Genomic DNA, 16,417 nt, shown 5'->3' with positions numbered 1-16,417 from the left:
TTGGCACATATAACCCTTGGATCCATGTTGGCGTTTGTCACATTGTGCCGAACCAAACCCGCCGCGATGGATTCATCCTTCTCTACGACGGTCCAGAAACAAGAAACTGACCTGCACATCTGAGCCGCTTCGTCAAGGTTCAGGGTCACTTCTCAGCCGATTCACAGACTTTTCATTCCCACGCGAATGCGCAACGGAAACAACAAACCGTTGACCGATTGCGCCTAGCCACCGGCAGTCCCCCTCAGGATTCCGCCCTCTTCCTTTCCCACGTCCCCTTCACTCCGACCCCCGTTTTGCGCACTCTCCGCTCCGCTGCCCGCCACCTGCTGCTGCCCGCCGCCGCGCTCGCGCTGGCGGCTCCTGCCCACGCTGCCGTGCCCAGAACGCCCTTCCTGTGGCAGGAGATCCGCCGCCCGGCTCCGGCCCCCGCCATCACCGGTCCTCACTCCATGGCGGTGGCCCTGCCCAGCGAAGTGCCGCAGGATCCCCGCTTCTTCGTGATCACCCCGGAGCGCCGCGCACTGCTCAACACGATCCGCTTCGCCGAAGGCACCTGGGCCCGCGGTGAAGACCGGGGCTACTGGATCATGTTCGGCGGCAGCCTGATGCCCTCACTGGATCGTCACCCCAACCGGGTGAACCGCACGCCGGGCTACGCCAGTGCCGCCGCCGGGGCCTACCAGTTCATGCCCTTCACATGGACCATGGCCAGCAGCCGCTTGGGCCTGAACGGCTTCGGGCCCCATGTGCAGGATCAGGCCGCCATCTTCCTGATCCAGCGCCGCGGCGCACTCGAAAAAGCCGACCGTGGCGTGTTCACGCCCGAGCTGGCCGCCCGGCTGGCCCCTGAGTGGGCGTCGTTCCCCACCCTGGCCGGCAGCAGCTTCTACGGCCAGCCAGTGAAACGCTTCGATGAGCTGCGTCGTTTCTACGAAGCCAACCTGGCCGAGCTGCGCGCTTCACTCAGCGTGCGCATCGATGTGGCAACCGTTTCAACGCCGCCCCCGGTCTGCGACAACGAAACCCTTTCCTGTGCGCTGGAGCAGGTGACGCCTACTCCCTGAGCGCTCAGCCGCTGAGATCACCCGCCCGCATTGCCCACCGGAGGTTTGCCCACCGTGCGCTGGGCGATGAGGTATGCGGCCAGAGAGCTGCCCAGGAAACCGAGGCTGTTGCGCAGCACCGGCAGCCAATCGGAGGTGCGGGTCACCACCGGGCCGAGGCCGAACACCACGAAGAGCATCACCCACAGCGGTGAGAGCAGCAGCACCCAGCTCCAGGCGACGGTATCTCCCTCCTTGCGCGGGTAGGCGGCGAACCCCACGATCAGGCCGCCCAGCACCGAGGTGCAGAAGGTGAGCAGCCACTGCTCCTGCGGCAAGCCCGGCACCACCTGGCAGCCACCGCGCTCCAGGCAGGTCTGCACGGCGCCGAGGGCGGCCACGATCGCGCCATCTTCGCCGTTGTCGCGCACATAGAACTGGTTGCCGTAGCGGGTCTGCAGCTCCACCCAGAAGGTGCGCGGCATCAGCGCGAACAGGGCATCGCCGACGTTGAAGTTCAGCAGGTTGCCGCCGCGGGGATCGGCCACCAGCAGCACGCTGCGCTCGTCGAGATCCCAGTACTGCTTCACCGCCAGGCCCGGAGTGCGCTCGTACTGGGTGAGCACCCGCAGCTTCCAGCCGCTGGAATCCTCGAAGCGGTCGAGCTTGTCTTCCAGGGCGGCGCGCTGACCATCGGTGAGCGCCCGTGCCAGATCGATCACGGGTGTGGGGTGATCAGGCAGCAGCTCCGGGTTGTCGGCCGCGAAGGCGGGCGCCCACGGCCAGAGCAGCAGCAGGGCGGCCAGCAGCGCCAGCCAGGACCCTGCCGCGGCGTGACGCCGGGGCGCGGGCGAGGCCGGCGAACGGGAGACGGAGGAGCGGCCCATGCGGCAGGTTCAATGTGCTCCGATTCTCCTTAACGCCAGGCCTGCCCGTGTCCGTTCCCCTCTGGCTGCAACAGCGTCTTCATGCGGCAGGCGGCAGCGTGCCCTTCCGCACCTATATGGAGTGGGCCTTGCACGATCCCGAGCACGGCGCCTACGGCGCTGGCCGTCTGCGCATCGGCCGCGCCGGTGATTTCGTGACCGCCCCTGCGCTCGGCCCGGAATTCGCCGCCCTGCTGGCACCCCAGCTGGCCCAGTGGCTGCAGCAGCTGGACGCCGCCAGGACGCTGTCGCTGGTGGAGACAGGCCCGGGCGAGGGGCAGCTGGCGGCGCAACTGGCGCAGGCACTGGTGGCCGGCTGGCCCCAGCTGGCTGCCCGCACAGAACTGGTGCTGGTGGAACCCAATGCCGGGATGGCCGCCCGCCAGCGGGAGCGGCTGCAGCACTGCCCGCTGCCGGTGCGCTGGAGCAGTTTTCGGCAGCTGGCGGACGCTCCGCTGGCCGGCGTGGTGGTGGCCCATGAGGTGCTCGATGCCCTGGCGGTGGAGCGAATCGTTTCGGACGGGGCGGCCTGGCGCCGCCAGCAGGTGACACTCCACGAGGGGAGGTTGCGGCTGGAGCCGGGCGACCCCCTGGAGCCGGAGGCAGTGGCTCGGCTGCAGCCCCTGGGGCTGGCGACGCCGGGCGCCCAGCGGCCTGCGGGCTGGTGCAGCGAATTGCATCCTGGCCTGGAGTCCTGGCTGGCGGCCTGCGGCGCGGCGCTGGGGCAAGGGCGGCTGCTGGTGATCGACTACGCCCTGGAGGCCTGGCGCTACTACGCGCCCTCGCGCTGCGACGGCACCTTGATGGCCTACCGGGAGCAGCGGGCCAGCGGCGATCCCCTGCTGGAGCCGGGCGCGTGGGATCTCACCGCCCACCTGTGCATCGACAGCCTGGTGGCGGCAGCGGCGGCCAGCGGCTGGCAGCTGCTGGGCCAGCGCCGCCAGGGCGAAGCCCTGCTCGCCCTGGGCCTGGCCCAGCGCCTGCACGGGCTGCAGCAATCGAGCGGGCACGGCGTGGATCTGGCCGATTTGCTGGCACGCCGCGAAGCACTGCTACGGCTGGTGGATCCCACCGCCCTGGGTGACTTCCGCTGGCTGGCCTTCCAGCGCAGCGCTAGCGAGGGTGAGATCCCGGCGGCAAGCCAGTTTCTGCAGGACCCCGATCCCACCGAAGCTGGCTGAAGCTGCAGCGAGCTGAGGGATCCCTGGCTCCGGATCAGGTAGCAAACCGGGTGATCGTGCGCAGTCCCACCAGTTGCCGCACACGGCGGGCATCGGCGGGGTCAAGCTCCAGCTGCACATCCACCACGCCATCGGTGGGGGCGCCATCAGCGGGATTCACCTGGCGCACCCGCGCCGCCAGGCTGCCGGGGAAGGCGCCGCTGAGGCTGCTGATGCGGGCCGGCTGTCCCAGACGGATGCGGGTCAGATCGCTGGCATCCACTTCGGCGATCGCTTCGAGCCGGTCGCTGGTGCCCAGCTCCAGCACGTTCATCACCCCCGGCCGCTCGCCCACGCGGGCGTAAAGCCGCAGCACCTTGCCGTCCATCGGGGCACGCAAGGCACTGTTTTCCAGCTCAACGTCGGTGCGGGCGATGGCCTGGCGGTTGCTCTCGATGCCGGCCTGGAGCTCCACCAACTGCTGCTCGCGCTGCTGCAGATCGGCGCGGGAGAGGGCCCCGACCTGCACCAGCGGCCGGAAGCGTTCCACATCGGCCTGAACGCGGTCTGCCTGGAGGCGCAGCTGCTCGGAGCGGCGCTGCAGCAACTGGCGCTCTGCCTGCAGGGCAGGGCCGCTGTCGAAGCGGGCCAGCACCTGGCCGCGCTGCACGCTGTCGCCTTCCTGCACCAGCAGTTGCACCAGGCGCGGGCTGATGCCGTTGCTGCTGAGCGGGGCGGCCAGCTTGCGGGTCTCACCCGCCAGCTCCAGCCGGCCGGGCGCCGACAGCGGCTCGAAGGGCCCGCTGGCACGCAGGGCCTGCACCACCCCGGCCCCTGAGGCCAGCAGCAAGATCACACCGAGGAGGCGGGAGCTCCTCATGTGCCTTCGTTCACGCCCCGGTTGATCACGCAACCGCCGCTGGCCCCGCCGATCAGCACACCATTGCAGCAGCGGTCGCGGTTGGCCTCCGCCTGCTGCTTCGACTGCTGCGCCTGGACCGGCTCCACGCCGACCAGGGCGGCGGCCAGCACCAGGACATGGCCAGATCGACGCGTGAGCGGCATCTTCAACCAGGCAGCCAACAGATGGGCAGACCCTACCCAGCCTGCCGGGAAGCGCCATGGCCAAGTTGTGACAGGGTGTGAGATCAGCATTGGGGTGGGGCGATTGCCGTCGCCTTCACCCCCGCTGCCACAGGCCCCTGCGTCGCCACCGGCCCCCGCGCCGTCTTTCGCATCAGCAGGGAGTGGGCGGCCGGCACATAGAACAGCGCCAAGGCGGTGGCGCCCACCAGCCCGCCGGACACAGCAATTGCCAGTGGCGGCCAGAAGCCGGTGGGATCGAGCATCAGCGGCAGGAAGCCGATCACGGTGGTGAGGGTGGTGGCGAGCACATGGCGGGTGCTGTGCAGCACCGCCACCGAGCCGATCAGGGCCGCCAGCCGGAAGGAGCGGAAGGAGAGCACCAACGTGGCGGTCATCAGGTGCGATGAAGTGATCGCCTTTCTGGAGGCACTGCGATAGAGACGGTGCGTCGCTGCCGCTGCCATGGCCTTGATCCCGATTGCGCTCACCATCGGCGGCAGTGACTCCGGCGGCGGCGCCGGCATCCAGGCCGACCTCAAAACGTTCAGCGCCCTGCAGGTGCATGGCTGCTCGGCGATCACCTGCGTCACAGCCCAGAACACCCGCGGCGTGGAGCGGGTGGACGCCCTGCCCCCCGAGGCGTTGCGGGCCCAGGTGGAGGCAGTGACGCGGGATCTGCCGGTGGCGGCCCTCAAGACCGGCATGCTGCTCAACCAGGGCTTGATTGAGGCCACCGCGGCCGCGATCGCCCCGCTGGCGGCCGCCCGGGTGATCGATCCGGTGATGGTGTCGCGGGCAGGGGCGGTGCTGCTGGAGCCCGAGGCGATCGAGGCCCTCAAAGCCCAGCTGCTGCCGCTGGCAGACCTGCTCACCCCCAACGTGCACGAGGCACGGCTTCTGGTCGGGCGGCCGCTGGAGAGCGTCGACGATCTGGAACTGGCGGCGGAGCGCATCGCCGCGATGGGGCCCAAGGCGGTGCTGATCAAGGGCGGCGGGCTGCGAGGCCTGCGCGGCAGCGACGTGCTGTGGCGGGACGGCCGCATCCAGTGGTTTCGCCTGGCCCCGATCGACACGCCCCACAGCCACGGCAGCGGTTGCACCCTCTCGGCGGCGATCACAGCCGAGCTGGCCCGTGGCGCCGCACTGGAAGCGGCGATCCAGACCGCCAAGGCCTTTGTAGCGGGCGGCTTACGCCATGCCCTGGCGATCGGCGGCGGCCAGGGGCCGCTGTGCCATTGGCATCAGGCGTTGGGGTGAAGCTGCGATCCACTGCCCCTTGCTGCTGCGCAGCAGGCGTCAAGGAGTGACGGTCTTGATGTCATCGAAGGCGCGCGCGAAGGCGGGGCGGCGGCCCAGCAGGGCCAGGTAGCGCTGGAAGATGCGCTCGCCGCAGAGACCCATGGACCGGGCCCAGAGCACGTTGTGGCCCATGACCAGATCGGCGGCAGTGAAGGCGGTGCCGCAGATGTGGGGGTGCTGGCGCAGGCGCTCGGCCAGCTGGGGTTCCACCTGCTCCTGGAAGCGGCGGCGGGCGCGTTCGACCTCACCGGGGTCCCGTTCCGCCTGGGGCAGCAGCTTTTCGTGAAGCCGGAGCTGCCAGAGCAGGCGATCGACGCTGGTGGCACCGAACTGGAGCATCTGGAGCACATCGGCGCGCTGCGGGGAGGCGGGCTCGGGCGGCAACAGGCAGGCGGCGGGGTAGGCGTCCGCCAGGAACAGCACGATCGCGGCGCTCTCGATCAGGGTCTGCACGCTGCCGTCGTCGCGGACAACCTGCAGCACCGGCACGGAACGGTTGGGGTTGAGGGCCGCAAAGGCGGGGGCGAACTGGTCGCCCGCCGCCAGATCGAGGCGCTCCAGCACGAAGGCCTCGCCCACGACCTCATGCAGCGCCCAGCGCACACGGGCGCTGCGGGTGGCGGGGGCGTGAAACAGCTTGAGCTGGGCGATGGTCATGGGGGAAACAGCTCGGCGGCAGGGCCGCTTCAGGGCTCTGGTTGGAGAACGCGACCCGTCAGGCGCACGGCCAGCATCGCCGCGGCGATGCCGCCGGTGGCAACGGTGATCCTCTGGCCGGTGGTTCCGGCTTGGTAAGGGCCGCGCTCCAGCACCACGACATCGGCCAGGGAGGCTGACCGCTGGGCGTGCCAGCGGGTGCACCCTCTGCATCAGGCGTATCGCATCGCCAAGGCCTCGACTGCGCCCGCGCCCCTGGGTCGATTTACTGTGCCTCGCGGTGACTTGACCTGCCTGGGCGCCATGGTTCTGTCCCTTCCCAGCCAAACCTGCGTGCTCGTGGTGGGAGCTGGCCCCACCGGATTGCTGCTGGCCGGAGAGCTGCAGCGCCGCGGCGTTCCCAACCTGTTGATCGACGCCCGCGCTGAAGCCCTGCATTGGGACCGGGCCACGGTGATCCACCCTCGCTCGCTGGAAATCTTCGAGGCTCTCGGGCTGGTGGATCGGTTTCTCGAAGCTGGCTGCCGGCAGCGAAGAATCCTGATCCACGCCGATGGCCAGCGGCTGGGGGAACTGGATCTGGCCGACTGCGGCAGCCGCTATGGCTTCAATCTCGGCCTTTCCGAAGAGGTGACCGAAGCGATCCTCAAGGACCATCTCGAGGGGGAGGGGGGCACGGTGCACCGCTCCTGCCGGCTGGTGGCTCTCCAGCCCCACAACGACGGCGTGACCGCCACGGTGGACTGCGATGGGCGGGAGCAGACCGTGCAGGCCCGCTGGGTGGTGGGCTGCGACGGCCTGCGCAGCACCACCCGCGAACTGAGCGGGCTCAGCTTCGAGGGCCATGGCATCGCCCGCCCCTGGGCCGTGTTCGATGCCGCGGTGGAGGGCTGGGCCGAGAGCCACGAGGTCAATGCGGCCTACCTCGACCCATCGCCCCTGATCCTCACGGCCCTGCCCGAGGGCCGTTGGCGGGTGTACCTGCGGCCCGCAGGCGACCAGGGCGACCTGGTGGCGGAGGCCGCCGCCGTGCTGCGGCGCTACTTGCCGGAGGCCCGCTTCACCGCCGTGGAGAACCCCAGTCGTTTCCACTGCCACAGCCGGGTGGCCAGCGCCTTCCGCGCCGGGCCGGTGTTTGTGGTCGGCGATGCTGCCCACATGTGCTCCCCCGCCGAGGGGCACGGCATGAACTGCGGGCTGCAGGATGCCGCCAACCTGGCCTGGAAGCTGGCCCTGGTGCACCAAGGCGCCGCTGACTCCTCCCTGCTGGACAGCTACGAGCAGGAGCGGCGTCCGGTGGCGCAGCAGATCTGCCGCTCCAGCGACGCTACCGAGCAGGCCCACTTATTGCAGGACAGCGGCGAGCGTGCCGCCCGCGACCGGGCGATCGCCGCCATGCTGGCCAATCCGGTGGCCAGCCAGCAGGAAGCGGTGGCGGAAGCCGAGATGAACGTGAGCTACGCCAGCTCGGCGATCTTGAGCGGCAGCGAGAGCCAGCCCCACGGCTTCGCAGAAGCCTTCGGCTTAGGTGCCGGTCAACGGCTGCCCACCACGATCGCGGTGCCGCCCGATGCCGGCACGAGCCTTCTGCACACGCTCACACACCGGTGCGGCCACACGCTGCTGCTGCTGGCGGGCCCCGAGACGCCCCCGGAGGCACTTGCGTGCCTGCAGGCTGAACTGGAGGCCGACAGGGCTGCCGGCACGGTCCCGCAGGTCTTGGTGGAGGCGGTGGTGTCCCTACGGCTGGAGGAGGCGTTCAGCCTGGGCCTGGGGCCCCTCACGCTTCTGGCCGTGCGGCCCGACGGCTTCATCGCCCTGCGGGCCGACACCGATCACCGCAGCGCGGTGCAGCGGTATGTGGCGCTGTTGAGGGGCCGCTGATGCGCTCCGCTTCGCCAGGATGGGGACCTCAGCGTCAGGGCCCTGCCCAGGCCGCCCCAACCCGAACGTTCCGTGCCGTCATCCGTGCCGATATCCGCGCCGTCAACAGAGCCCGCACCAGCCGCGGCACCAGCGCCGACGACAGCTGAGCCGACAACCACCACGTTCGCGGCGTTCGCGCAACGGGCCGACTATTCGTTGCTGGATTCGCTGTGCGCGGACCCGCAGGCCACGGTCGATGGCGTTGATCACCAGCCCCGTCAGGTGTTCTCCGGTCATTACGTGCCGGTCACGCCCACGCCGCTTCCAGCGCCAGAGCTGGTGGCACACAGCAGCACCCTCTTCCACGAGCTGGGCCTGAGCGACTCACTGGTCCGCGACGACCAGTTCCGGCGGCTGTTTTCCGGCGACATCAGCGTGGCCACAGAGCCGATGCGGCCCTACGGCTGGGCCACCGGTTATGCCCTCTCGATCTACGGCAGCGAATACATCCAGCAGTGCCCGTTCGGCACCGGCAACGGCTACGGCGATGGCCGGGCCCTTTCCGTGTTCGAAGGCGTCTTCAACGGCCGGCGTTGGGAGATGCAGCTGAAAGGCGGTGGGCCCACGCCCTATTGCCGTGGCGCCGATGGCCGCGCCGTGCTGCGCTCCAGCGTGCGCGAATTTCTGGCGCAGGAGTTCATGCACGCCCTGGGGTTGCCCACCTCCCGCTCCCTCACGCTTTATGCATCGCGATCCGAAACCGTGCGCCGGCCCTGGTATTCCCCGAACTCGCGCTCGTTCGATCCCGACATCCTGGTGAACAACCCGGCAGCGATCACCACCCGCGTGGCGCCCTCCTTCCTGCGGGTGGGCCAGCTGGAGCTGTTCGCCCGCCGCACCCGCCGCCAGGCCCATCCGGAGGCGCTCAACGAGCTGCGGATGATCGTGGCCCACTTGATCGAGCGCAACTACCGGCAGGAGATTGAACCGGCTCTGGAATTCAGCGACCAGGTGCTGGAGCTGGCGGGATTGTTCCGCGCGCGGCTCACTTCACTGGTGGCGAACTGGATCCGCGTGGGCTACTGCCAGGGCAATTTCAACAGCGACAACTGCGCGGCAGGCGGCTACACCCTCGACTACGGGCCCTTCGGCTTCTGTGAACTGTTCGATCCCAGATTTCAACCCTGGACCGGCGGCGGCGAGCATTTCAGCTTCTTCAATCAACCGGCAGCGGCTGAAGCCAACTTCCAGATGTTCTGGTCCGCCCTGCGGCCACTGCTCGAGGACAACACGGAGGCGCTGGCCAGGCTGGATCAGATCCGCGACGGCTTCGCCGAAGCGATGCAGCAGGAGCTCGAGGCGATGTGGGCCAGCAAGCTTGGCCTGATCTCCTACGACGCCACGTTGGTGAACGAGCTGCTGCAACTGATGGTGCACTCCAAGGTCGACTACACGATCTTTTTCCGCAGGCTGTCTGCCATCCCCGAGCAACTCTCCGCTCTGAATGAGAGCTTCTACCTGCCGAATTCAGATGAGCTCGATGCGCAATGGACGCAGTGGTTGCAACGCTGGCGTGCTCAGATCACGGCCAATGGCAACCTCAACGAGACATCTGCAGCGATGAAGCGTGTGAACCCTGCAGTGACCTGGCGTGAATGGCTGATCGCACCGGCTTATCAACAGGCTGCCGAAGGCGACACCACAGCGATCCAGGAGTTGCAGGCGGTGTTCCGCCATCCCTACGCAGAGTTGAGCCCGGAACTGGCGGCCACCTACGACCGCCTCAAGCCCAGGGAGTTCTTCAATGCCGGAGGAGTGTCCCACTACAGCTGCTCGTCCTGAGCCGAACCTGTCCACACCCAGCCGTGTGTCCATGCGGGGCAACAGCGAGTCCGTGCGCCTTCCCGCGGAGCTTCGCCAAGGTGATGCTGAGCAGCGATCAGGACTCAATCTCCTGCTCAAGCATTCCCTTCTCGGTCGTGTAGGCCAAGCCGTCTGTGCCGAGGTGCCGGTGGCGGGCGAAGCGGCGGGCGAAGGATCGTTTGCGGTCGAGGCGCTGAGTGGGGGAGCTGGCGCTGCGCGCCCAGCCGGTGCGAAGACTGTTGCGCTCCTCAATGGGGCGGTTGCGCCAGCGCAGGGCCGCCAGCCGCAGCAGCGGGATCGCGATCAGCAGAAGGGCGTAACCGATGCTGAACCAGGCCAGGCCCGCCAGCAGGGGCGGCGTGGGCCGAAGGATATCGAACAGCATCGGGGCGAGCAGAAGCAGGGCGCCACTGAGCACGGCGTAGGCCCAGCGCACGTCCGAGCTTGCCCGGCTGAAGACACACCGCCGCTCCCGCAGCGGTGGTGAGGGGCGATCCGCAGCAAGGGCCTGGCCACGGCCGTGTGCAGGCTTGGCGAGCCCGGAGCACACCTGCAGGCTCGGGAAGTGATAGGCAAACTCGCCCTGTTCACTCACCTCCGGGCGGCCATCGAAGCGCAGCAGCACCGGCAGCATCGCGGCATCGGCGATCTCACCGGCCCGTTCTCCGTCGGCGGGCCGGCGGGGCAGATCCAGCAGAGGGGCCAGATCCTCGGCAATCACGGCTCCACCACGATGGGCGATGAAGCAGCCGATGCGGCGCCAACGCCGCTGCTCCAGGTTGCGGTTGGGATCGCCATCGCCGAAGAGCACCGAAAACAGCGACTCCAGAAGCTCCAGGTCGTCCTGGATGGCTTTCTGCCGTTGCAAGGCGACCGGATCATCATCCTGACGGCGGTGGCCCCTGGCGAGGCCGGCCACGCTGTCGCCCACGCCCAGCACAACGTGCAGCAGCAGACCAGCCATGGCTTTGAGGAACTCCGCGGAGGCCGGAATCCGGCCGGTCACCATCAGGCCAGTGACCAGCAGCAACGCCAGCAACGTCAGGAGCGTGCCGATCACAAGGCGGACCAGCCGGGTGGACTGCCGCCAGAGCCAGCCGAGCGTGACCCCCAACCGCAACCGCCAGGAACGCGCCAGCAACCTTCGCCAAAGATGGCGTGGGAAGTGATAAGCCACGCTGCCGTCGTTGCTCACCCGCAGAGACGCCCCAGCGGCTACCGCCAGCTCCAGCAGCTGGCGCTCCATCAGCTCCAGGGAGAGGCCCGTGCGGGATGCCGCCTCTCCGGCTGTGAGCGCCCCACCGCGCTCCCCCAGCAACCGCAATAGCTCAGGTTGAGCTGCAGTGAGACGGATCACCGAGGTTGTGGCAGTGGAGGATGGAACCGAGCATCAGCACCGCCGCGGAGTTCCAGTGGGAACGATGATGCTGCCCGGCACGCGCCCAACCCCACGGGCCAACAAACAGGAACGACAGCAACACCACCCCCAGCTGCAAGCAGGGCGGCAGCCACACGGGGGTTATCGCTGAGCTGGTTGATGTCTGCGGTTGGTTGATGCGGTTCGTGAACACCTTGGTGGCGAAGGAGGACACCTGCAGCATGGCGGTGCTATGGGGGTGTTCTGACACTCCGTCGAGAACGTCATGCTGCTGGTCTGGATCTGGATTCAGCGTTGGGCCCTTCACTGATGCTCCCACTCTGCACACGGCACCTGGTGATGATGACACTGGCCTTCTTTCTCGCTGGCTGTGAGCATCTCCTGAAGCCGAAGCCCTTTCTGCTGCGTTGCCAGCTCGAGGAAGGTTCGCTGAAGACCGTCCGCGTCAATCCCCGCCAGCAACAAGTACAGGAACTGGATCCCCGTACGTTGGACAGGACGAACACCTTCTGGAACTCCGACATCCCAGATCCGGCTGCGCGAGGTCTGGTGGATGAGACGCTCGTGAGGATCACCTCGCAGGAGGTTCACTGGGAGGTCAAACGGTATCGCCCCCAGATGGAGTGGGAGACCAACACCGTCGATCTCCAAAACCTCAGCTACAAGGGTGAAACCGGTTCGTTCACCGATCGTGAACCCGCCAAGTGGAACTCAAAGGGTGTCTGCCAGAAGCTCGATGATGTTCCTGAGGCCTCTACCGAGGCTGAGTAGGGGCTTCACCTTCCCGGCGATCACGGCGTTGGCGGGTGGCCAAGCGGCCGTTCACCCTCGTGGCTCTGATCGCGGGCAAACCCCAGACACCGGAACGGCTCGGTGACACCCCCGGCCCGGCCGGCCTCCTGCCGGTGCTCTGGCTCTGCCAATGGAACCGAGAGGGGCCAAGGGCCAGGTCGCGGTAGCGGGTGGAGGGTAAGAAGAGGGCTTAGCTTTTGCGCAGGGTGATGAACAGTAGGTCGGTCGCGCAGGTCCGGTGCCAGATCACGCCTTCGCGGTGGATGCACAGGGCGTCGGCGGTGAGAGTGGCAATGGCTAAGTGGTGGGAGGATCCTTGTCCAACGCTGCCATGAGAGAGCATCTCAGGCCAGGCAGGTCATTCTGGATCGAATCCCAGAGAATCAGCTGATCCACGGCTTCGTGCACATGGATGATTCTGTTCCGTAATCCAACGATGCGGCGTACATCTGGAATGATCACGAGCACACTTGGATCGGCTTCAAGTGCTCGCTTGAGAGCCTCTCCGATGATTTCGAATTTGCGCTCCACAGCTGATTGGATCAGCTCATCGTCAAGGTAGTGGTCAAGCGTGCAGTTCTCGATGAAGCGTTCAATTGCTTCGATTGCCTCCAAGGCGTCAAGCAGGCGTTTCAGCGCCTCCCTTCGCCTGTCAGAGTTCCAGGAGAAGCCGGCGTGAGGCGTCCACGTCCTTCCGGAAATAGGGATTGTGGATCATGGATTCCGTCAAGAGATCGACCGGACGGCCGAAGAGGGCTTCCAATTCATCGGCGAAGGAACAGAAGCGTCGGGCGTAGCCAGGCTCCCGTTGGCCTGTCATCTGCACGATGAAGTCCAGGTCACTGCTGGCGGGGTCGAACAGGCCCTTCGCCGCCGAGCCGAACACTTCGAGCCGATCCACGCCATAGCGGTTGCAGAGGTGCCTGAGCGGCTCCAACCGATCGGCCAGTAAGGGCAGCAGCGGGGCAACCGTGTCCATGGGGTCAGGTTAATGGACCTTTCAGTCCCTCACACCGCCAACGCCAACTCCGGCACGAACGCCGCCGGAATCGCCCGCTGCAGCCGCCAGCGGATCGCCATCGGCCGCTCGCCCTGGTGGCTCACGTAATCCGCGAACCCCAGGAACAGGAACGGCAGCGTCGCCCCGCCGCGCTTGTTCTCCTCCCGCACAAACACCATCACCCGACTGCCGCGCTCAACGTGGTGGATGTATCTCTGCCCCGTGGATGAGGTTTCCCGCGTGTTGCTCTGGCTCTCCCAGTGGAGCTCCCACGGGGAGATGGCGTAGTCGTTGTACCGGGTGGTAGGGGAGAACAACCGCTCACTCTTCTTGAGCGTGATGAAGAAGACGTCGCAGCAGGTGGCCTCATCGAAAAACACCCCCTCACGGCCGGGGAAGGGTCGGGCCTCGTTCAGCAGCCCAAAGGCGGCGAACACCTCGGCGCGGGAGTAGCGGCCGTGTAGGCCAAGCGGCACCGACGGGGTTGGTTCGCCATCGGCAAGAAAGGGCCAGGCGAGGGGCGCCACCAGGTGATCGGTGCGCTCCAGCAGCAGCGCGAACAGCTCCACCAGCTCGGCGCGGATGGCCGGGGCGGCCCAGAGCCGCACCAACGCCTCTGCCAGGGGCAGGTGCTGGCGGCCGCTGCCCCACAGCTGGGCCATCAGCATCCGCCAGCGGCGCTCGGCCTCAGGATCCAAAGCCGCCGGATCGGGCGCCACGGGTCGCTGCAGCTGATCCATCAGCCAACGCAACCGCTCCGGGTCATCGAGATGCAGCAGGCCGCCAGCGATCCCCCGCCCCAGCCGCTCCTCATCGCCGGTGGCCGCCCCCGCCGCCACCCACCCCAACTCCCGCTGCAGCAACGCCCAAGAGCCCGCCACCTTGTAAAACTCCCCCAGCTCCATCCCCAGCCCCTCCAGCAACGCCGCCAGCGAACAGCGCCCGAGGCGGCGGGCTTCCTTGAGCAACTCGGGCCGACGGCTGGGCAGCGACTCGCGCAAATTGGCAAGCACCCGCTCGCTGGACACCCGATCGAGCTGCAGGCTGCAGCCGGCCGGCAGGAAGGGAAACCCGTCGTTGATCTGCTGTTCCAGCTGGTCGCGCGTGCCGCCGAGCAGGGCGCGGTAGCGAAGGTCGAAGCGGAAGTTCCGGTGCGCCTGGCCGATGAAGTCCAGCACCGTGAGGCAGCTCTTGCCCCGGCAGAGGCGCAGACCCCGGCCGAGCTGCTGCAGGAACACGATGGCGCTCTCGGTGGGGCGCAGGAACAGCACCGTGTCGATCTCGGGGATGTCGAGGCCTTCGTTGAACAGATCGACGGCGAACAGGATTTGCAGCTCGCCGGAGCGCAGGCGGCGGATCTGCTCGGCGCGCTGCTCCCGGGGGCTGGAGGCATCGAGGGCAGCGGCGCGCAGGCCGGCGGCCACGAACTTGCGGGCCATCCAATGGGCGTGCTCCACGCTCACGCAGAAGCCCAGGGCCCGCATCGAATCCAGGTTGGTGACCTTGTCTCCCAGTTCGCGCAGGATCAGGCGCAGGCGGGCGTCGTCGGCGGTGTAGAGGTTGGTGAGGGCTTCTGTGGCATAGCCGTTGCGGCGCCATTCGATTTGCGAAAGATCGGTGCCGTCGTGGAGGCCGAAGTAGTGGAAGGGGCACAGCAGGCCCTGCTCCAAGGCGCTCCAGAGGCGCAGCTCAGCGGCGATGCGGCCATCGAACCAATGGAGGATGTCCTCGCCGCCGGTGCGCTCGGGGGTGGCGGTGAGGCCCAGCAGCAGGACGGGCGCCAGGTGGCGCAGCCAGCGCTCGTAGCTGGCGGAGGCGGCGTGGTGGAATTCATCGACGATCACCACGTCGAACGTGTCCGGCGCCAGGTCCGCCGGATCCAGCCCAGCGAGCGATTGCACCGAGGCGAACACATGGCGCCACTGGCTGGGGCGCTGGCCATCCACCAGCAGCTCGCCGAAGGAGCAATCGCGCAGCACCTGGCGGAGGGTGGCGAGGCTCTGCTGCAGGATCTCGCGCCGGTGGGCCACGAACAGCAGGCTCGGGTGACCCGGACCGCCCTGGCGGGCGTAATCGAGGGCGGCGATCACAGTTTTGCCCGTGCCGGTGGCGGCCACCACCAGGTTGCGCCAGCGGCCATGGAGGCTGCGCTCGGCCGTCAGCTTGTCGAGGATCTCCTGCTGGTAGGCGTAGGGGCGGAAGTGCTGCTGCAAAGGCTGTCTTGATGTGGCGGCAGATACCAGCGGACTCCCTACGGAAGCCCTGATCACCCCTTCCCCCATGTGGCCCAGCCAAAACGGCTCAAAATCGGCAATCCTTGAGTCAGCCATTCGAGTCCCGATGCCGCTCCGCTCGGCCAGTGAATTCCCAATCACGCCAGATCCAGAGGCTCTAGAGGGCACCTACCAGGACTGCCGGGCGGCCCTGGTGTCTGCCAACCGCTCCCGGGGCATCCTCAAGGCACAGAGCGACCGGCGGGGGGTGGTGATCGCCGAGCTGCAGCGGGAGTTGGTGGAGCTGGAGGCGGATCTGGCCGATGAGGCCCGGGCCAAGGCCCGGCTTCATGCTCTCAACGCCAAGCTCGGCAGCGTGATCCGCGAGCTGGAGGAAACGGGCGATGCAATGGTGGCCCTGATCGACGAGAGCGAGCGCCAAAGCGGCTTCTGGCTTGTGGAGATGTTCCGCCGGTTGGTTCAGCAGGCCACGCGCTGGCGCCAGGTGAAGGCCAAGGCCGTTGCGCTGGCGGCAGATGCGGCGGAGGCCGGAACTTCCGTCAGCCAGCTCGGCGGAAAGCGATGAGCGCGGGCCCGACGATCGCTGATTTGCTGGAGCAGACCAACAGGGAGCTGGCGGGCACCGATGCCCGGGTGTACCGCCGGGTGGCGGACCATCTGCAGCGCTTCAGCGCTGCCCTCCTCGACCTCCAGGATCCCCATTCTGCGGGAACCCAAGACCCGAAAGCCTTGCTGGGCAAGGGGAGTTTTCTGCAGCAACCCGCGACCAGGCTCAAGCGACTGTGCAAAGAGCACGGCATCAAGGGTTACTCCAAGTTGCAAAAAGCTGCTCTCGCCCAACTGCTGGAAAGCCATGGGGTGACCCCACCACCGCCGCCGTTGGAGAGTTTCACCAAGAAGGAGTTGATTGCGCTGGTGCGACAGCTGCAGGAGGAGGGGTAGGAGATGGCTATATATGAGGACTGCGTCACCCGACACCCAATCGACACGTTGATTGCGACTCTAATGAAAGGGTTGCAGACCCAACCAGAGAAACATATGAGTAGAATGCCCACCAATAGTGTCAGCTATCACTCCCCAATACTCCCGATCTACCAGTGAACATGCCTA

General features: G+C 67.4%; 19 protein-coding genes and 1 pseudogene. 9 read left to right on the top strand and 11 right to left on the bottom strand.

The window, feature by feature from the left end:
- Positions 1–296 precede the first annotated feature (296 nt).
- The gene (locus tag CJZ80_RS03130; RefSeq protein WP_094510618.1) at positions 297–1,067 is read left to right on the top strand and encodes a glycoside hydrolase family 104 protein; all 771 of its coding nucleotides are present in this window, start codon (positions 297–299) and stop codon (positions 1,065–1,067) included.
- Positions 1,068–1,084: 17 nt separating this feature from the next.
- Here CJZ80_RS03130 and CJZ80_RS03125 read toward each other — a convergent pair whose 3' ends face one another.
- Positions 1,085–1,933 carry a TPM domain-containing protein gene (locus CJZ80_RS03125; RefSeq protein WP_094510617.1) on the bottom strand — a complete coding sequence of 283 codons (849 nt, stop codon included), beginning with the start codon at positions 1,931–1,933 and terminating at the stop codon, positions 1,085–1,087.
- 47 nt (positions 1,934–1,980) lie between these two features.
- On the opposite strand from CJZ80_RS03125, the gene CJZ80_RS03120 reads away from it, so the two are divergent.
- Positions 1,981–3,153 (top strand): class I SAM-dependent methyltransferase, encoded by a 1,173-nt coding sequence (locus CJZ80_RS03120; RefSeq protein ID WP_233132761.1) that lies wholly within the window; start codon positions 1,981–1,983, stop codon positions 3,151–3,153.
- A 34-nt stretch (positions 3,154–3,187) separates the two neighbouring features.
- Here the strand turns inward: CJZ80_RS03120 and CJZ80_RS03115 are convergent, their stop codons facing one another.
- The 3 genes from CJZ80_RS03115 to CJZ80_RS03110 all read right to left on the bottom strand — a co-directional run bounded on the left by CJZ80_RS03115 (position 3,188) and on the right by CJZ80_RS03110 (position 4,613).
- The gene (locus CJZ80_RS03115; RefSeq protein WP_158217412.1) at positions 3,188–4,012 is read right to left on the bottom strand and encodes an efflux RND transporter periplasmic adaptor subunit; all 825 of its coding nucleotides are present in this window, start codon (positions 4,010–4,012) and stop codon (positions 3,188–3,190) included.
- Complete coding sequence (locus CJZ80_RS15265; protein ID WP_158217411.1) at positions 4,009–4,197, bottom strand: hypothetical protein; 189 nt, start codon at positions 4,195–4,197, stop codon at positions 4,009–4,011. The genes CJZ80_RS03115 and CJZ80_RS15265 overlap by 4 nt, the downstream gene beginning before the upstream one ends.
- An 83-nt stretch (positions 4,198–4,280) precedes the next feature.
- Positions 4,281–4,613 carry an efflux RND transporter permease subunit gene (locus tag CJZ80_RS03110; RefSeq protein ID WP_233132760.1) on the bottom strand — a complete coding sequence of 111 codons (333 nt, stop codon included), beginning with the start codon at positions 4,611–4,613 and terminating at the stop codon, positions 4,281–4,283.
- 67 nt (positions 4,614–4,680) lie between these two features.
- Between CJZ80_RS03110 and thiD the strand changes: the two genes are divergently transcribed.
- The gene (thiD, locus tag CJZ80_RS03105) at positions 4,681–5,475 is read left to right on the top strand and encodes a bifunctional hydroxymethylpyrimidine kinase/phosphomethylpyrimidine kinase (RefSeq protein WP_094510615.1); all 795 of its coding nucleotides are present in this window, start codon (positions 4,681–4,683) and stop codon (positions 5,473–5,475) included.
- A 39-nt stretch (positions 5,476–5,514) separates the two neighbouring features.
- Here thiD and CJZ80_RS03100 read toward each other — a convergent pair whose 3' ends face one another.
- On the bottom strand, positions 5,515–6,174 hold the full coding sequence (locus tag CJZ80_RS03100; RefSeq protein ID WP_094510614.1) for a glutathione S-transferase family protein: 660 nt from the start codon (positions 6,172–6,174) through the stop codon (positions 5,515–5,517).
- 41 nt (positions 6,175–6,215) lie between these two features.
- Here CJZ80_RS03100 and CJZ80_RS15260 point away from each other — a divergent pair, with 41 nt between their 5' ends.
- From CJZ80_RS15260 to CJZ80_RS03090, 3 genes are all read left to right on the top strand, one after another.
- On the top strand, positions 6,216–6,353 hold the full coding sequence (locus tag CJZ80_RS15260; protein ID WP_158217410.1) for a hypothetical protein: 138 nt from the start codon (positions 6,216–6,218) through the stop codon (positions 6,351–6,353).
- Between the two features lie 124 nt (positions 6,354–6,477).
- Positions 6,478–8,058: an FAD-dependent monooxygenase gene (locus CJZ80_RS03095; protein WP_094510773.1), complete on the top strand. Its 1,581-nt coding sequence runs from the start codon at positions 6,478–6,480 to the stop codon at positions 8,056–8,058.
- A gap of 198 nt (positions 8,059–8,256) precedes the next feature.
- Positions 8,257–9,882, top strand: a complete 1,626-nt coding sequence (locus CJZ80_RS03090) for a YdiU family protein (protein ID WP_369802982.1) — start codon at positions 8,257–8,259, stop codon at positions 9,880–9,882.
- A gap of 97 nt (positions 9,883–9,979) precedes the next feature.
- Here the strand turns inward: CJZ80_RS03090 and CJZ80_RS03085 are convergent, their stop codons facing one another.
- Both CJZ80_RS03085 and CJZ80_RS03080 read right to left on the bottom strand, forming a co-directional pair.
- Positions 9,980–11,221, bottom strand: coding sequence for a hypothetical protein (locus CJZ80_RS03085; protein ID WP_094510613.1), 1,242 nt, complete (start codon positions 11,219–11,221; stop codon positions 9,980–9,982).
- 10 nt (positions 11,222–11,231) lie between these two features.
- Positions 11,232–11,495, bottom strand: a complete 264-nt coding sequence (locus CJZ80_RS03080; RefSeq protein WP_233132759.1) for a hypothetical protein — start codon at positions 11,493–11,495, stop codon at positions 11,232–11,234.
- Positions 11,496–11,623: 128 nt separating this feature from the next.
- Here CJZ80_RS03080 and CJZ80_RS03075 point away from each other — a divergent pair, with 128 nt between their 5' ends.
- A complete protein-coding gene (locus CJZ80_RS03075; protein ID WP_144036888.1) occupies positions 11,624–12,052 on the top strand; it encodes a hypothetical protein in 429 nt (142 codons plus the stop codon).
- Positions 12,053–12,093: 41 nt separating this feature from the next.
- On the opposite strand, the pseudogene CJZ80_RS15890 reads toward CJZ80_RS03075, so the two are convergent.
- From CJZ80_RS15890 to CJZ80_RS03060, 4 genes and pseudogenes are all read right to left on the bottom strand, one after another.
- Positions 12,094–12,371 (bottom strand): annotated as a pseudogene (locus CJZ80_RS15890) (hypothetical protein); the annotation flags it as partial.
- The gene (locus tag CJZ80_RS03070) at positions 12,371–12,688 is read right to left on the bottom strand and encodes a DUF86 domain-containing protein (protein WP_144036887.1); all 318 of its coding nucleotides are present in this window, start codon (positions 12,686–12,688) and stop codon (positions 12,371–12,373) included. The gene CJZ80_RS03070 and the pseudogene CJZ80_RS15890, both read right to left, overlap by 1 nt.
- 37 nt (positions 12,689–12,725) lie before the next feature.
- Positions 12,726–13,052 carry a nucleotidyltransferase family protein gene (locus tag CJZ80_RS03065; RefSeq protein ID WP_094510609.1) on the bottom strand — a complete coding sequence of 109 codons (327 nt, stop codon included), beginning with the start codon at positions 13,050–13,052 and terminating at the stop codon, positions 12,726–12,728.
- A 29-nt stretch (positions 13,053–13,081) separates the two neighbouring features.
- Complete coding sequence (locus CJZ80_RS03060) at positions 13,082–15,286, bottom strand: DUF3427 domain-containing protein (protein WP_198948219.1); 2,205 nt, start codon at positions 15,284–15,286, stop codon at positions 13,082–13,084.
- 127 nt (positions 15,287–15,413) lie between these two features.
- Between CJZ80_RS03060 and CJZ80_RS03055 the strand changes: the two genes are divergently transcribed.
- A complete protein-coding gene (locus CJZ80_RS03055) occupies positions 15,414–15,872 on the top strand; it encodes a hypothetical protein (protein ID WP_094510607.1) in 459 nt (152 codons plus the stop codon).
- Positions 15,869–16,249: a hypothetical protein gene (locus CJZ80_RS03050; protein ID WP_094510606.1), complete on the top strand. Its 381-nt coding sequence runs from the start codon at positions 15,869–15,871 to the stop codon at positions 16,247–16,249. The genes CJZ80_RS03055 and CJZ80_RS03050 overlap by 4 nt, the downstream gene beginning before the upstream one ends.
- The last annotated feature ends 168 nt before the right edge of the window (positions 16,250–16,417 follow it).

Origin of the sequence: Synechococcus sp. MW101C3, assembly GCF_002252635.1 — a bacterium.
GTDB lineage: Bacteria > Cyanobacteriota > Cyanobacteriia > PCC-6307 > Cyanobiaceae > MW101C3.
Note: the sequence above shows the minus strand (reverse complement) of the source record. Positions and strands in the feature narration are given on the sequence as shown.

Coding starts and splice junctions, on each gene's coding strand:
- CJZ80_RS03125 (WP_094510617.1), bottom strand. CDS start 1,933: ATGGGCCGCTCCTCCGTCTCCCGTTCGCCGGCCTCGCCCGCGCCCCGG.
- CJZ80_RS03115 (WP_158217412.1), bottom strand. CDS start 4,012: ATGAGGAGCTCCCGCCTCCTCGGTGTGATCTTGCTGCTGGCCTCAGGG.
- CJZ80_RS15265 (WP_158217411.1), bottom strand. CDS start 4,197: ATGCCGCTCACGCGTCGATCTGGCCATGTCCTGGTGCTGGCCGCCGCC.
- CJZ80_RS03110 (WP_233132760.1), bottom strand. CDS start 4,613: ATGACCGCCACGTTGGTGCTCTCCTTCCGCTCCTTCCGGCTGGCGGCC.
- thiD (WP_094510615.1), top strand. CDS start 4,681: ATGGCCTTGATCCCGATTGCGCTCACCATCGGCGGCAGTGACTCCGGC.
- CJZ80_RS03100 (WP_094510614.1), bottom strand. CDS start 6,174: ATGACCATCGCCCAGCTCAAGCTGTTTCACGCCCCCGCCACCCGCAGC.
- CJZ80_RS03095 (WP_094510773.1), top strand. CDS start 6,478: ATGGTTCTGTCCCTTCCCAGCCAAACCTGCGTGCTCGTGGTGGGAGCT.
- CJZ80_RS03075 (WP_144036888.1), top strand. CDS start 11,624: ATGACACTGGCCTTCTTTCTCGCTGGCTGTGAGCATCTCCTGAAGCCG.
- CJZ80_RS03065 (WP_094510609.1), bottom strand. CDS start 13,052: ATGGACACGGTTGCCCCGCTGCTGCCCTTACTGGCCGATCGGTTGGAG.
- CJZ80_RS03055 (WP_094510607.1), top strand. CDS start 15,414: ATGCCGCTCCGCTCGGCCAGTGAATTCCCAATCACGCCAGATCCAGAG.
- CJZ80_RS03050 (WP_094510606.1), top strand. CDS start 15,869: ATGAGCGCGGGCCCGACGATCGCTGATTTGCTGGAGCAGACCAACAGG.